The sequence below is a fragment of the Cyanobium sp. NIVA-CYA 375 genome (assembly GCF_056108345.1).
Window position 1 is genome coordinate 1 of sequence record NZ_JBSYHW010000064.1, and the last position, 14,200, is coordinate 14,200.

Sequence of the window (14,200 nt, forward strand, 5' to 3'; positions counted from 1 at the left end):
ATAAAAAACTTTGAAAATAGATAAATCTTGCTGCCTTTGGCATTTGCCTTAGGTAGTTTGCAATTCAGGGGCACAGTTCAATACCAATAGTTGGCTAGCTTGCCGGAGCTCAAAGCATTTTAGTTGCTAAATACTAGAAGATTGAGTATATTTGCTGATCTAATCTCAATCAGCTCATAATCCTGTCGGCTGCTCAAGCGTACTCTTTTTATCGAGAGCATTACACCATGCCTGCTGCAGAATGCTCCAAAATAACTTAAAGTTATGCAGGTTGACCTACTTGCGCTGGTGTATGATGCTTTTTGGTATCACCAAAGGTGCAGTGAATAGCGCTTCGTGATGGAAATACTTCGATATGCTGCTACCAGCACTCAAAGTAGTGTAGTTGGCAAGGCCATCAAACCCTAATCTCTTGATCGCATTAGTCTCATGAATGATCAACTTCGAATCCTTCAGCGCCAACCCAAAAGGATTTCAATCACCCTGAGCTATCACGTTCACGAATCACTTTTGAGAAGGTCCGACGACGAAGGTCGCTCGCTATCCAATCTCTGTGCATTTCTATTAGAGGATTCACTCAGAGAACAAAGGGAGATGACCCAGGCTCCCCTCAGGGAAGGGGGAGCTGATGGGATGTTACTTAATAAATTTCGGAATAGCACTAGTAATAGCCATAATAGCTTTGCCCACAGATTATAAACCTTCTAGGATGGAGTAACTAAGCATCATACATGATTCAGCGCTGAGCCGATGCTCCACTTCAGCTTTTTAAGCGCTCTACGCTCGATATTCTGGATATGATGCCTAGTTTTTCCCATTGATCTTGAGACATCAACTAGTGACAATCGCCTGTCCGCATAGAATCTAAGCTTGATTATCTCAGCTTCTTCGGCTGACAATTGACTCAAATACTGCTCCATCCAGAGGTAGTCATCCAAAATCTTATTATCATCTGGGCCTGGGATTAGGTCTTTAAGGCTTACTTCGCCTGAATCGCCACTAGAGATAGATTGATCTAGAGAGACTATTCTATTGTAAAAGCCCAGTAGCTTCGCCAGCTCATCTCTCTTGCAAAAGTCAATTTTGAGTTTTAAGGATTCATTGGGATCCAGGTTCTTCTCATTAGTTGCTTGGAGTTTATTACTCCTTGCACCAATTGCAAGCAGAGAATGAGGAACACGAATAATCCGGTCGGATTCATTAATAAGCCTTGTTATAGATTGCTTGATCCACCAGTAACCGTAGGTTGAAAACCTGTAGCCCCTTGCTGGGTCATATTTTTCAACAGCTCTAATAAGGCCTAAATTTCCCGCCTGAATGAGATCCATCGTATCAATGGAGTTTCCACTAATACGACGACTGTATTGTTTAGCAATACTTACCACAAGTCTTAGATTGCCATTGATCATACGGTCCTTGGCTCTGCGCCCAAGCCTCTCTATTTCTGATGTCGAGTTATCATGATCTAGCCACTCTCGAATCTTTTTCCCATATTGAATCTCTTCTTCATCTCTCAGCAAAGGAATCCTCCCAATCGTTTTGAGGTAGTCACTAATGCAATCAGTCATGAAGTGATTCGTGAAGGCAGCCTAATACTCCTGCATGAAAGGCTTTTCCAAAGCAGAAGATGCATATCCGCTTATGCCATGCTGCTTGTGGCTGCAAAGTGCGCCTTTTTGCGGTTGAGAAGCGTGTGTAGAGTCATCAAACTCAAACACTTTGCCGTTTCCCCAATAGGGTCATAATCAATTAGCCAAGCTAATTTGTAGCTAATAAACATATTTTTGCCTGCCAGGTCGATTGCAATGATAATCTTTGATTTTAAAAAGCCTAATGAATTTCCTCTGTGATCAGTAAATATGTCGCATACCTTTTATATGCAGCACTCTAGTCCAGGCAGATAGTTAAGAGTATTGTCGCCACCAGCGCCAGCCTTCTTGATTGATCAATAGCCCAAGCAGCGTCAGCGCTGCCATCAGCAAAATCTGGTCGACACGGGCATCGGGAACATAAATGTCAGCCAAGAGATGCAGCACATTCGTAATTGTGTAAATGACACTCAGCCAAAAGTGGAGCCGCCGCACAGGCCGCCAACGACTCCTTGAGCCGGCAGCTGAATCGGCGTAGCTGATCAACACTATTGTCAATACTGGTAGCAGGAAATAGCCCAACATCAACCCAAACAGCAGGGGCAATGCTTCCACCGGCACCTGGCTATGTATTTCGGGTGACTGACCGTGGAACAGTGGCATCAAGCCTAAATCCACGTGAAATAGCATGGCCAGTAACCAGGCAAGCCAAAGCGTGCTCAATCGCTGGGCGTGGTTTGTAGTGGAGTGCATTAGTGGTGGCTGATAGGTGTGGCGCCTCTGATAATTGTGGAGCGATCTCGGTGAGGCGGGCGGATTTTTTAGAGGTTGCAGCGGCTGGCATGGGGGACATTGCCAGAGATCAGTAGGAGCATGTTCAGAATTCAGCCCATGGCACCAGGCACATTCAGCAGCAGGCCGATCACAGCGCTGTTAGTAAGACCCGAAAGCTGCCCCTAACAAATGAAAACAGGTCCTACTGCTACAACACCGTCACCCCCCCCCCACCACCAGGTAGAACCAGCAGTAAAATTGGCAAATCTTTTATCCAGAAAATTTGAGTTTCTGGTGGCGTCTCAGGTTTGTGGCGCGTCAACGTGCTCCAATAATATCTGGGCTTCCATCCACGTTGCTCCCTAGCTTCTTAGCTCACAGCTTTTCTAGTCTCTATTGCTATCCAGATCACAGTCCCACAAGTGCATGCGAGCGTTTGTTTTGACATTAAGCGTTAACGTTAACGCTTAATGTCAAAACTCTTTGCCCTATCCGGAGCAGCAGCGTCAGTCGTGTCAGGCTGTTCTTGCAGAAAGAGAGCACAGATGGCTAATCTGCCCCAATCGCCAGGGAGCTGCAGCCACTGCTTGAGTAGGCAATGTGCTGAAAAGTAGTTTTAAACATGCTGTGATGCCTTGTTGCGGCGATAATTGTTGAAATAATCGTAGTGAAATGTTTTTCCATCTTCGTCATGTTCTCCAGTATGCCTATGAAAGGCCTGTGTTTCTTGAGCCCACCACTCTGAGGCTCACCCCTCGCAGCTGCCCAGCTCAACGCCTGTTGCATCACGAGATGCAGATAACCCCGGAGCCGAGCGGTAGCAGCTGTGTGCTTGAAGCTGATGGTGGTGAGGCACTAGTTGTTTGGTTTGATGGGCTGCTGCAGGAGCTCAGCATCGAGGTTGAGATGGTGGTGCACACCACTAGGGATAACCCCTTTGGTTGGGTCGTTACCTATCCACCGATATTGCAACTACCGGCTAGCTATCCGCCATCAGAAGCCAATTCACTTGTGTCCTGTCTGCAGTTGGGCAAGCCCATTGCCAGTGCTGTTCAACAATGGGCAGCTGATTTGGCTGCAGCTGTCGGTGGCTCCTCCGTCGATTTCTTAATGCGCTTGGCCGACGAGATTCACCAAGGTTTCCACCACGTCGGCCGACCTGACGGTCAGCCATTCGAGCCCATCGATACTTTGACCACGCGGAGCGGTGCCTGCCGCGACACCGCCATGCTTTACGTGGAAGCTTGCCGCAGCCTCGGTCTTGCTGCTCGCTTCGTGAGTGGCTATTCAATGCACCACCCCGAGGAGGTGAGTCAACATGAATTGCACGCTTGGGCTGAGGTTTATCTGCCCGGAGCCGGTTGGCGTGGCTATGACCCCAGCCTTGGCCTTGCCGTTGCTGATGGACATGTGGTTCTAACTGCCGCTCCCGATCACCGCCTGGCTGCTGCTGTAAGCGGGAGTTACCGCGGCACCGGAGTTGGTTCGTCTATGCGTTATGAAGTCGATGTTCGTAACGCACTAAACCTCGGGGAGCTTCAAACCCTCGAGCATGACCAGCCACTTCGGCTGGCTCCGCTGGAGCAGTGGCACATAGGCGAGAAGGCCTCAGCTGCTGACGTTTAGTAAGGATGTTTCGGCAGAGTGGCACGAACATTCAGCTCTTCTAATCCATGAACCGTGAGTAATTAAGGTTTTTGGTAGCCTGAATTCATGGCAGTGAAGTTGCTTTAGTCAGCATATGTTTAAGTTTGGCTGATATAAATGTGCCAATAAATAAGGCGAGTGAACGTGCAACACGTGAATTCTTTTCACCCGTTTTTGCGTTAATATACAGGGCTAATTTTGATGGACCCAAATCATATCAATAGGCTTTGTTATTGATAGTGGGGTGTCCAGCGTGAACGCTCCAGGAGATCGGCCACATCATCTTCCTTTATTCCCTCAGGTGCCAGCCCCTCCCGGACCCCTGCCCGGGCCACGGCTTACGCCACCGCAGCGCCAACAGCCGCTGCATCACTGAGGGCCGGCATCAATGACGCTTGTGGATTGCGGCTGGCTGGGATCAGCGCAGCCAGGGCCTCCAGGCCCGCATCGATCATGCCGTCGCTGATCGCCTGCAATCCCACTGCCACAGTTGCAAAGCCAAGGCCAGGGAACAAAAAGCAGTTGTTGCACTGCCCGATCTCACGCATTCCCTCCGGCCTAGCCACGGGGTCAAACGGACTGCCGGTGGCCACCAGAGCCCGCCCATCGCTCCAGGCCAGCAGATCAGCAGGGTTGGCCTCAGCCAGGCTGGTGGGGTTGGAAAGGGGCAGGATCACTGGATTGAGGCAGTGGTTGGCCATCGCCGCCACCACTTGTTGGCTGAATGCTGCCGCCACGGTGGAGGTTCCGATCAGTACCGTGGGACGCACCTGCTCGACCACAGTTAAAAGGTCAATGCGTCCCTTGTTATCCCGCCGCCATTGGCCTACCTCTGCTGGATCACGGGCCAAGGGAGCGGTTGCCTTGCTGAGATCCGCCATTCCCTCCAGTAGCAGCCCTGCCGATCGATGGCCCAGATTTGCCGCCGCGCCTGTTCACGGCTAAGGCCGGCGCCCTCGAACAGCCGCACCAGTCCTTCGGCAATGCCGCAACCGGCCGTGCCGGCACCAAACAGCACGATTCGCTGCTCCGCCAAGTTTTGCCCTAGCCCACGGCTGGCTGCTAGTACTGCAGCACTGACTACGCCACTGGTGCCCTGGATGTCGTCGTTGAAGCTCGGCACCGTCCAGCGGTAGTGATCAAGCAGAGTCCGAGCATTGCTGGTTCCGAAGTCTTCCCAGTGCAGACAGGCGCCTGGGCATTCCAGTCGCACCGCCTGCACAAACTCATCAACAAAGGCCAGGTAGGCCCCCCCAACAAGTCGCCGCTGACGCAGGCCTGGGTAGAGAGGATCGGCCAGCAAGCTGGGGCGGTTTGTGCCAGCGTCCAGCGCTACCGCAAGCACCCGATTCGGGTTGAGTCCAGCGCAGAGGGTGTAAACGGCGAGTTTCCCCTGGCAGATATGGATGCCACCGACGCCTTGATCGCCTATGCCGAGGATCCCCTCGGAATCGGTCACAAGCACTAGGTCCACTGGGCCGCTCAGGGCATTGCGCAGCACCTGCCGCAGCCGGCCGCGCTGGTCGGTGCTGAGAAACACTCCTTCGATCGGTGTGCGGTAACTGCGGCTAAAGCCCTGGATCACCGCTCCTACGGTGGGGGTGTAAACGATCGGCAGCACCGCCTCAAGATGATCGGCCAGGAAGCGGTGAAACAGCACCAGATTGCTGCGTCTAAGCCCATCGACATACGCAAAGCGATCCAGGTTTCCTTGCAGAAGACAGAAGGCTTCCCAGCATCGCTGCACCTGCAGTTCCAGGCTCTCCACTTGGGGTGGAAGCAACCCCTCTAGACCGAGGGCTCGGCGCTCAGAGAGGCAGAAAGCCGTGCCCTTGTTGGAAGCAGGATCCCTTAGTAGATCAAGTCCCCGTTTGCCGACTGGCTGATCCATGGCTTGGGGTTAGGCCGCCGAATCAAGCTACTGGAGCGGAGACTGAGCAGCCTTAATAGTTATTACCAATACCAAAGCCAGATGAACTCCTGCAGCAGTGGCGCAGGTTGCCAAAGAGCAACCAACCAGAATCAGGGTTGCAGGGGGTAGCGGTCAGCACAGTCACCTGCGTCTTGATGATCCCAAGCTAGCGTTCTCAAGTGGCTCCACCAATGGCTTTATTCACGGTCACTCTCGACAGCGGTGAATCATTCTCGTGTGCCGATGACACTTACATCCTTGATGCAGCAGACGAGCAGGGTATTGACCTTCCCTACTCCTGTAGGGCGGGTGCCTGCAGTACCTGCGCCGGACAGCTCTTGGCTGGCAAAGTGGATCAGTCTGATCAGTCTTATTTAGATGACGAGCAGATAGCCCAAGGCTTTGCTCTGCTGTGCGTGAGCTATCCACTTAGCGACTGCACTATCCGGCCTAATGCAGAAGATGATATTGCATAAGTAACTATTGTTTAGTTCTGCGGCTTATTCGTTTTAATTCTGACGGGTTATAGGTATGCATTCGGCACAAAAAATTGCTCGTTAAGCGGCGGACGTTGATAATCGCCAACGCTTTTGCGGGGAGGCAACTCAATAGCCTCTGGTGTCATATCTTCGTATGGAACTTTGCTGAGTATGTGGCGAATACAATTGAGCCGGGCCCTTCGTTTGTCGTTTGCCTCTACCGTGAACCATGGCGCCTCGGGAATATTGGTGCGTGAAAGCATTTCGTCTTTTGCACGTGAAAACTCCACCCAGCGATCACGTGACTCAAGATCCATTGGGCTGAGTTTCCACCGCCTAGCAGGATCCTCAAGTCTTGAACGAAAACGAACTTCCTGCTCCTCGTCACTTACTGAAAACCAATACTTAAGCAATGTTATGCCACTGCGCACCAGCATCCGTTCAAACTCAGGACAGGACTGCATAAACTCCTCAACCTGCTCAGGGCTACAAAAACCCATTACCTTCTCTACCCCGGCACGATTATACCAAGAGCGATCAAAAAGCACCATTTCACCAGCAGAAGGGAAATGCTCTACATAACGCTGAAAATACCATTGGCTTTTTTGCTGATCTGAGGGGGTACCCAGGGCGACCACCGTGCAGCCTCGGGGATTTAATGGTTCAGTTACCCGCTTGATCGTGCCTCCTTTGCCTGCCGCATCACGGCCCCCAAATAGCAGAACCATGCGATACCCAGTGTGTTTTATCCAATATTGCATCTTGACAAGTTCAACTTGCAGAATTGCCAATTCTTTCTCATAGAATTTGCGATCAAGTTTCGGGAGGCGCCCCTCGGAGTTTGTGGAGAAGTCATCCAATATTGGAGATGGCTGGTAGCGATCAGTTCTGTCAGATTTAGAAAAGAGCAAACTATTATTTGCCTTAAGTTTCTTTTTGCCTTTCTTTTTCTTGCGTTTTTCAGCATTCGCTAGCTTTGGGGAGAATAGGGGTTCGATTTGCTTTGAGACGTCTCCATTCATAGCCAAATTAGCAATATTTTTAAAATAAGATCTGCGCACGGCAACCGCAGCATCCATCGCTACAAGCTCTGTTTTCTATGGCTTTTCTTCCAGATCTGATCCATTTGCCATGAATCTATTTATCTACCGTTTTATGAATAAATGTGAGCTGGTGGCATCTGATACGGCTTCGTCAACAGCTTTTCCTCATTTTTAAACGAGGCGTGCCGCGCACACTGTCGACCCTTTTCCCTGCTTTAAGGTCATTATATCTGTCGTCCTTGCACTGCTTACCCATAAATCCGGTTAACTTATTCCAAAGATTGCAAAAATTGCAGAATTCTGCCGCTCCTTATAGGGGTGAATGGATTATTTATCAGTATGCCAAACGCTAATACAGAGTAGTTCACGAGGTGGAGCAGTTCAATGGTACACGAAAGGCTGTTGCAAGTGTCTCGCATGCATCACTTGCAGATACTCAATCCTTCACAAGCGATTTGGGTTCCTACGGTTGGCAGAGAGTATGTGATCTAACCTGCTGCCCGATCGTGTAGGGATTGCAATTGCAGACGATTGCGCTGCTTCAACTTACCAGCGCAAAAAAGCAGGGATTCACTGTGGCGATTAAACCTGATCTGCACTCAGGCCATCCGGTCTTCCATGCCGCTTGCTTTGCTCTTGCTATCGGTCTCGATAGTGCTCGAGCACTTGCCGAGACACGTTCAGTCCTGTAGCCGTCTCAAAACCCAGAAAGCCTGGGGCGCTGTTGACCTCGCAGATGTTGTAACCATCGTCAGCAAAGAGAAGGTCGACACCGGCGATGTCGAGATTCAAGGCGGCGGCTGATTCGCTCGCTAGTCGCTCCAGCTTTAGGTTGAGCGGAAATGCCTGCCCGTAACCACTCCGGCTGATGTTTGCTTTGAAACTGCCGTCGGTGCTGCTGGGCAGCATGGCGCCGATTACATGGCCACCAATCACCCACACCCGCAAGTCCTTACCGGGTCTTGTGCCGATATACTCCTGCAAAATCAAGCTTTGGAAGCGATCAAGCCCGGAGACCAGCTCCATCAGGTCATGGAAACTGACTGGGTCACGGCTAAGTATAACTCCGTTGCCATATGAGCCAACTAGCAGCTTGATGACACAGGGAAAGCCAATCCTTTGGCCACCGCGGCTAACGATTAGATCAATTTCTTCCGGTGCGATGGTCTCAAAGCGAATGTCAAGTGCGCGCGCCTATTCCCGCCATCTCGTCAACTCGTAGGGCTCGACCAAGCCGGTCGGTCGCTTTTGGAGCACCCAAAGGTTCATGCCTTTCTTATCTATAAGCCCACTTTTCTCGCGGCGTGGCCATGGCTCCAAGCCTGTGCAGCACAGATACATGCTGCAGGCGCAACAGGCAAAAATGCAGCAGCTCTGCTAAAGCTGAAGCACATTTGTCTCGATCAACTTGGTGATCGTCATCGGCAAGGTGTCGTTCCAGTTCTGGACCACTCCTACTCAAATATCCGCGTCGATCTGAGCACTCGTCATGGACGCGCCCATTGCCATTTCCCTGCCCTGTCCACTCTCAGCCGGCTGGGAGGTGGTCGAGCAGCGGCTGATCGAGCCGAGCCAAGGGGGCGGCTTCTCAGCCGGGGCCTACCGCCTAGAAGTTGATGAGTTATGGCTGCTGAGTGATGCTCCCCGCGGCAGCATCAGTCGCTGGCGTGGCTTTCGAGCCGGCGGACTGAAGGGTCTCATGCCGCTGCCTCCGCTACCGCTTAAGCAGCCGCAGCCCATGGACGGAGAAGGGCTGGTGGTTGAGGCCCAGCACTTTTGGGTAGCCACTGAGGGGCGGCAGCAACCTGCGCAACCCGCTGCGTTGCTCCGCTACGACATGGTCGCAGGTTCGCTTTTAAGTAGCCGGGAGCTGCCGCCAGATTGGCGCCTCCAACCCGACCGTGGACTGCGCAGCAATGGGGGCCCCGAGTCCCTGAGCCGTTCACCCGTAGACGGGGCCTTGCTGATGGCGGTCGAACAGCCGCTGCTGCAAGATCCACCCGATCGGGTACGGCTGCTGCGCTGGGCGCCTGATGCCAGCGGCGTCTTGCAACCTGTAGAGCTGCGCCCTCTCGCCCTGCCACCTGGAGGCTGGGGGCTCACCGATCTGCTGGCCAGTAAGCAGGGACTGCTTGGTTTATGGCGACGGTTTACGGCACCCGATCAGTGGCAGGCGCGACTAGTGCTGTATCCCGCCAGCGCCTTAACAACCAACGCAACCAGCAACGCTGATGCTCCCCCTGTAGCGCCACTGATCAGCTGGAATCTGCTGCAGCTCGGTCTGGCTCCAGATAATTGGGAAGTGCTTGTGGCGGCTCCGCCCCTTGGTGATGGTCGGCCAAGCTTGCTGCTGGCAACCGACGACAACTTCAATCCCCTGCAACGCTCACACCTTGCCCGGCTGGTGCCGCGCCAGCTGCCGGGCTGCTCAGCACCACCCCAGCAATGAAACAGCAATGAACCGCTCCGCGCTCAAACGCCGCCAGCTGCTCGAATTACTGGGCATCGGTGCTGGCAGCAGCGCCGCTGCCATGTTGTTGCCGCAGCTTGAGGTCCGCAGCAGCAGCACGGCGGCAGGAAATGCTGCCCTGCCCTTTGTGCCCGTGCGTGCACCTCTGCCCTTGCCTGCTGACGGTCTGAGCGCGGCAGAGCAACGGCGCATCTATCGGACGTTCAACGTCGACGACAAACTGCTGGTTCCCGAGGGGTACCGAGCCGAGCTGCTCGCTGTTTGGGGCGATCCTCTCGCCACGGGTCGCGTTGGCTTCAACAACGACTACCTCGCCTTTCAGCCCATAGCTGGCGGCAGGGCCTTGTTGAGCATCAACTTCGAATACATCAGTGCCCAGACCTGGTCGGCAGGCTTTTCAGAAGCCGTGGGCACCCCCCTGCCACTGGAGACTTTGCAGCAGGCATTGGCCAGCCGCGGCGGCAGTGTGGACGTGGCCAGCCTGACGGCAAGCGACCCGCTGCGGCCGCTGATCGAGGCCGTGGCCCGCGCCGCCATGGCCGATCTCGGCATCGGTGTGCTCGAGCTTGAGCAGGGGAGCTCAGGCTGGCACCGCAGCCGCGGCAGTCGCTACGAGCGGCGCATCGATGGCCTCAGCGGATTGAGTCAGCCGGATCAGGCGCTGCGCTGCAGCGGTCCGGCGGCGGCAGTGTTTCGCCACAGCCAGCCGCTTGGCTACCGAGACGGCCAAGGCGAGAGGATCATCGGCACCTTTGCCAATTGCGCCGGCGGCACCACCCCCTGGGGCACCGTGCTGAGCGCTGAGGAAAACTTTCAGTCGCAGGTGAGCGAGGCCGTCTATGCCGATGGCTCGGCGGCTTCCCCAGAAGCGCGGCCGTTCCGCTGGGATGGTGCACGCCTCGACGGACTCGGTAATCCCTTTGGGCTAGCCGGCAATAAGTATGGCTGGATGGTGGAATTCGACCCCTGCGAGCCAAGCCAACCTGCTGTGAAACACAGCCTGCTGGGCCGCTTTCGCCACGAAGCCGTTGCCGTTGTGGCCCGGCCTGGTGAGCCGCTGGTGGTGTACTCGGGTTGCGATCGCCACGGCGGGCACTTGTACCGCTTTGTCAGTGAGGGGCTGGTGCAAGATCCTCTCGATCGCACCAATTCGCGGCTGTTTGCAGCGGGGCGCCTGGAGGTGGCCCGTTTCAACGCCGAAGGCAGCGGCACCTGGATCGCCCTGGAGGCCGCTACTGCGGTCCAGCCGCAACCCCCCAGTCATTACGAGCGCTTTGGCTGGCAGCAACCAGCCGTGTTGCCCCACAGCGACCGCCAACGCAGCGGTAGTGAAGCGCTTAACAGCGATGCCGAACTCCAGGCCTACCGCAGCCGCTACAAAAACCTTGGCGATCTCTACCCATTGGGCGGCAATGACGGGGAGGCGCAGCTGCGCCAGCAGGGCGCGATCCTGATCGATGCCCATCTGGCCGCCAACGCCGCTGGCGCCACCGCCTGCCCCAGGCCAGAAGACACCGATATCGATCCGATCAATGGCGACCTGCTGATCGCTTTCACGGCGGCGGGCCGTGATGATGGTGGCTGCAGTGATCCGGCGGTCTTCCGCGGCCCCAAAGGCGAATTCCTCTGGCCCCACGGTTGGGTGATGCGCCTGAGCGATGGTGGCTCTGGCCGAGGGGCCAGCTTCCGCTGGCGGATGGTGGCAGCTGGCGGCCTGCCCTGGCAGGGGGGGCTTGGTTTTAGCCATCCCGACAATTTGGCCTTCGACCCATCCGGCAACCTCTGGCTGGTGACCGATCGCTCTGGTGGTTCAGGCCTCGATGTGTTCGGCAACAACAGCTGCTGGCTGCTGCCGCGCGCAGGCGCAATGGCGGGCCAGGCCCTCTGCTTTGCGATCGGTCCGGTGGGGTGTGAGCTGTGCGGGCCCTGCTTCGATAACGAGGCCCGCACGCTGTTTCTGGCGGTGCAGCACCCTGGCGAGGGTCAGGGAGTGCGCCAAGGCAAGGAGGTGGAAGCCCAAGCCCACAGCCTGGTGGACCGCAACGGTCAACGCTTTGAGCAGTTGCGCTGGGTACCGCTCGGCTCTAACTGGCCCTCCGGCGTACCCGCCCGGCCGCCCAGGCCCGGGGTTGTGGCGATCCGTCGACTCGATGGCAATCGCCTGCTGAGCTGATAGGTGGCCGCTCGGGTTATGGCGATGGAGGAACCTGAGAAGCGCTTCGTTGATAGTGCCTTTGGCCATCGCGCCTATTTAGATTACTGGTTAGGCAGAAGCCAATGGCAGCAATGGCCTGCCTACTGGTGTAGTGGATTGACACAGCATGTGAGTTTGGTATGTTTTGAAGACCATGCAAATTTCAAAATGATTACCGGCCCTGAGCTGCTCGCCAAAGTCAAGGATCTGGGCGATGTCTCCAAGTCTGAGTTGGTGCGCGAATGCGGCTATGTGAGTACCAAAAAAGATGGCGGCGAGCGCCTCAACTTCACTGCCTTTTATGAGGCCCTGCTTGGCGCTAAGGGTATGAACCTCGGCACCGATAGCGCCGGCCGGGGCACGGGCAAAGGTGGTCGCAGCCTTAGCTATGTCGCAACTGTTCAAGGCAACGGCAATCTGCTGGTGGGCAAGGCCTATACCGCCGTGCTCGACCTACTTCCCGGCGATGAGTTCGAGATCAAGATCGGACGCAAGCAGATCCAGCTGATTCCCTTAGGTGCCGTTGAAGAGGAGTGAGCTCGCCAAGGTTGTCCTAGGTGACCAGGGATTTTGTTTGGCGGTTGCGCAAGCATCGACTAACTTTTGCCCCTGCTCCCTTAGCCGTACGAAGACATCGAGCTCAGCTGGTCTGGCCGGCGGCAATCACAAAGGACCCTCGGTTTTCCTCGACCAGGGCCTGGGGAATCAGGGAGGGGTCAGCCATGGCCATTGATTGCACTATGAAGCCAGGTGACGAAGCCAGGGGTCTGGATAATTTTGGTTTATGGCGCTATGGAGCTGCTCCCCATTGGCTGCCGAAAGACCAGACCCTGCTATTGGCTTGCCAGCAGCTGATCTGGGGAATGTCCGCCTAGATGCTCGTGCACTGAGCAGCCAAAGGTCAGGGGGGTTGGGCTCATTGGTTCCGGTTCGGTAGCCGGTAATTAAACCCAGGCCACCAAAGCAGCGCCGATAGCCATCAGCACAACCCCGAGCCAGGCCTTGAGATCGAGCTGCTCACCTAGCAGCAGTACCGCCAACAGGGCAATCAGCACAACACTGAGCTTGTCGAGCGCCGCCACCCCAGCGACGGGCCCCAGCTGCAGGGCACGGCTGTAGCAGAACCACGACACCCCTGTCGCCAGAGCGGAGAGGGCGAGAGCGCCCAGGCTCAGAGCGGGCAGCTGACGCAGCTCCTGCCAATCGAGCCGGCCGCTTACCAGCAGCACCAGAGCCAGCACAATCGCCACGGCCAGGGTGCGAAACAGGGTGGCCATTGCCGCATCCACCCCCTGCACACCCACCTTGACTAATAAAGCGGTGACGGCTGCGGAGAGCGCGGCTGCTACGGCCCACAGCTGCCAGTTTTGCACGGGGCGTCTTGCATCGGGAAGCTGTGGAGAGAGGCTATTCGCGCTGGCAAGCCTTCTGTTTACAAGCCCGGCAAAAATATTGGGGGCTAGGGGATCCCCTGCGCTTTCACGGCCAGCTGGCTTCTGGGATCCGCATCAGCCGTATCGACCACCCTGGCGAATTTCTCGGCCGCTACAACTGATTGCCCTTTAGTCTGCAATCAGTAAATACAAATAATAGCCCTAAACACATCGCATTACGCCTTCTGCTGTAAGAGTAATTACCTGCCCGACTTCCTGATTGGCATTTTGGATAATATTTATTTTTAGATGCTGTGGATTTCGTGAAATCAAGGTCCCACTGATTGCGAACTATTGGAATGCCTCATAGACGGAATATTCGTGTAATTACCCTGTACAATTCTGACGACGACACGGCCATTTATTCTATTTGGTTGCGTCGATCCAATCCTTGTGGACCTTGGCCTGATGGCATCTGAGTCAGGGAGTTATGGCACTTCTTACACATTTCTCCTTGCGAAAAGTTTCCTTACGCAAGGGTGACAACCCCATGTTTACAACAGGTATGAGACCATAGCTACGCTTCCAACTGCACGCGAAAGCTATTATGTTTATGGGGTGCTTGAATGGAGTAAGCCGAATAAGCATTACGTGCACCGCAACCAGGCGGAGCTGATCAAATCCACCATCAAGGACAAGGGCAGCCACAAGGTGATCGA

At 54.9% G+C, this 14,200-nt stretch carries 11 protein-coding genes and 1 pseudogene; 6 read left to right on the forward strand and 6 right to left on the reverse strand.

Annotation, left to right across the window (positions count from 1 at the left end; genetic code table 11):
- Positions 1-429: 429 nt before the first annotated feature.
- Entirely contained in the window at positions 430-699 is a 270-nt protein-coding gene (locus tag AC01FP_RS13365) for a ribbon-helix-helix domain-containing protein (protein WP_474480891.1), read from the forward strand.
- A gap of 26 nt (positions 700-725) precedes the next feature.
- Here the strand turns inward: AC01FP_RS13365 and AC01FP_RS13370 are convergent, their stop codons facing one another.
- Both AC01FP_RS13370 and AC01FP_RS13375 read right to left on the reverse strand, forming a co-directional pair.
- On the reverse strand, positions 726-1,568 hold the full coding sequence (locus AC01FP_RS13370) for a sigma-70 family RNA polymerase sigma factor (protein WP_474480892.1): 843 nt from the start codon (positions 1,566-1,568) through the stop codon (positions 726-728).
- A gap of 336 nt (positions 1,569-1,904) precedes the next feature.
- Positions 1,905-2,312, reverse strand: a complete 408-nt coding sequence (locus tag AC01FP_RS13375; RefSeq protein WP_474480894.1) for a hypothetical protein — start codon at positions 2,310-2,312, stop codon at positions 1,905-1,907.
- A 723-nt stretch (positions 2,313-3,035) separates the two neighbouring features.
- Here AC01FP_RS13375 and AC01FP_RS13380 point away from each other — a divergent pair.
- A complete protein-coding gene (locus AC01FP_RS13380) occupies positions 3,036-3,989 on the forward strand; it encodes a transglutaminase family protein (protein ID WP_474480895.1) in 954 nt (317 codons plus the stop codon).
- Between the two features lie 359 nt (positions 3,990-4,348).
- Here the strand turns inward: AC01FP_RS13380 and AC01FP_RS13385 are convergent.
- Positions 4,349-5,901 (reverse strand): annotated as a pseudogene (locus AC01FP_RS13385) (NAD-dependent malic enzyme).
- Positions 5,902-6,113: 212 nt separating this feature from the next.
- Here AC01FP_RS13385 and AC01FP_RS13390 point away from each other — a divergent pair.
- Positions 6,114-6,398: a 2Fe-2S iron-sulfur cluster-binding protein gene (locus AC01FP_RS13390; RefSeq protein ID WP_474480896.1), complete on the forward strand. Its 285-nt coding sequence runs from the start codon at positions 6,114-6,116 to the stop codon at positions 6,396-6,398.
- 47 nt (positions 6,399-6,445) lie between these two features.
- On the opposite strand, the gene ppk2 is transcribed toward AC01FP_RS13390, so the two are convergent.
- A complete protein-coding gene (gene ppk2, locus AC01FP_RS13395) occupies positions 6,446-7,480 on the reverse strand; it encodes a polyphosphate kinase 2 (RefSeq protein ID WP_474480898.1) in 1,035 nt (344 codons plus the stop codon).
- Positions 7,481-8,083: 603 nt separating this feature from the next.
- Positions 8,084-8,623 (reverse strand): ATP-grasp domain-containing protein, encoded by a 540-nt coding sequence (locus AC01FP_RS13400; RefSeq protein WP_474480904.1) that lies wholly within the window; start codon positions 8,621-8,623, stop codon positions 8,084-8,086.
- A 310-nt stretch (positions 8,624-8,933) separates the two neighbouring features.
- Between AC01FP_RS13400 and AC01FP_RS13405 the strand changes: the two genes are divergently transcribed.
- From AC01FP_RS13405 to AC01FP_RS13415, 3 genes are all read left to right on the forward strand, one after another.
- The gene (locus AC01FP_RS13405) at positions 8,934-9,893 is read left to right on the forward strand and encodes an esterase-like activity of phytase family protein (protein ID WP_474480899.1); all 960 of its coding nucleotides are present in this window, start codon (positions 8,934-8,936) and stop codon (positions 9,891-9,893) included.
- 7 nt (positions 9,894-9,900) lie between these two features.
- Positions 9,901-12,087 carry a PhoX family protein gene (locus AC01FP_RS13410; RefSeq protein ID WP_474480900.1) on the forward strand — a complete coding sequence of 729 codons (2,187 nt, stop codon included), beginning with the start codon at positions 9,901-9,903 and terminating at the stop codon, positions 12,085-12,087.
- A 189-nt stretch (positions 12,088-12,276) separates the two neighbouring features.
- The gene (locus tag AC01FP_RS13415; RefSeq protein WP_474480901.1) at positions 12,277-12,645 is read left to right on the forward strand and encodes an AbrB family transcriptional regulator; all 369 of its coding nucleotides are present in this window, start codon (positions 12,277-12,279) and stop codon (positions 12,643-12,645) included.
- A 407-nt stretch (positions 12,646-13,052) separates the two neighbouring features.
- Here the strand turns inward: AC01FP_RS13415 and AC01FP_RS13420 are convergent, their stop codons facing one another.
- Positions 13,053-13,481 (reverse strand): EamA family transporter, encoded by a 429-nt coding sequence (locus AC01FP_RS13420; RefSeq protein ID WP_474480902.1) that lies wholly within the window; start codon positions 13,479-13,481, stop codon positions 13,053-13,055.
- Positions 13,482-14,200 lie beyond the last annotated feature (719 nt).

Coding starts and splice junctions, on each gene's coding strand:
- AC01FP_RS13365 (WP_474480891.1), top strand. CDS start 430: ATGAATGATCAACTTCGAATCCTTCAGCGCCAACCCAAAAGGATTTCA.
- AC01FP_RS13370 (WP_474480892.1), bottom strand. CDS start 1,568: ATGACTGATTGCATTAGTGACTACCTCAAAACGATTGGGAGGATTCCT.
- AC01FP_RS13380 (WP_474480895.1), top strand. CDS start 3,036: ATGTTTTTCCATCTTCGTCATGTTCTCCAGTATGCCTATGAAAGGCCT.
- AC01FP_RS13390 (WP_474480896.1), top strand. CDS start 6,114: ATGGCTTTATTCACGGTCACTCTCGACAGCGGTGAATCATTCTCGTGT.
- ppk2 (WP_474480898.1), bottom strand. CDS start 7,480: ATGGATGCTGCGGTTGCCGTGCGCAGATCTTATTTTAAAAATATTGCT.
- AC01FP_RS13405 (WP_474480899.1), top strand. CDS start 8,934: ATGGACGCGCCCATTGCCATTTCCCTGCCCTGTCCACTCTCAGCCGGC.
- AC01FP_RS13410 (WP_474480900.1), top strand. CDS start 9,901: ATGAACCGCTCCGCGCTCAAACGCCGCCAGCTGCTCGAATTACTGGGC.
- AC01FP_RS13415 (WP_474480901.1), top strand. CDS start 12,277: ATGATTACCGGCCCTGAGCTGCTCGCCAAAGTCAAGGATCTGGGCGAT.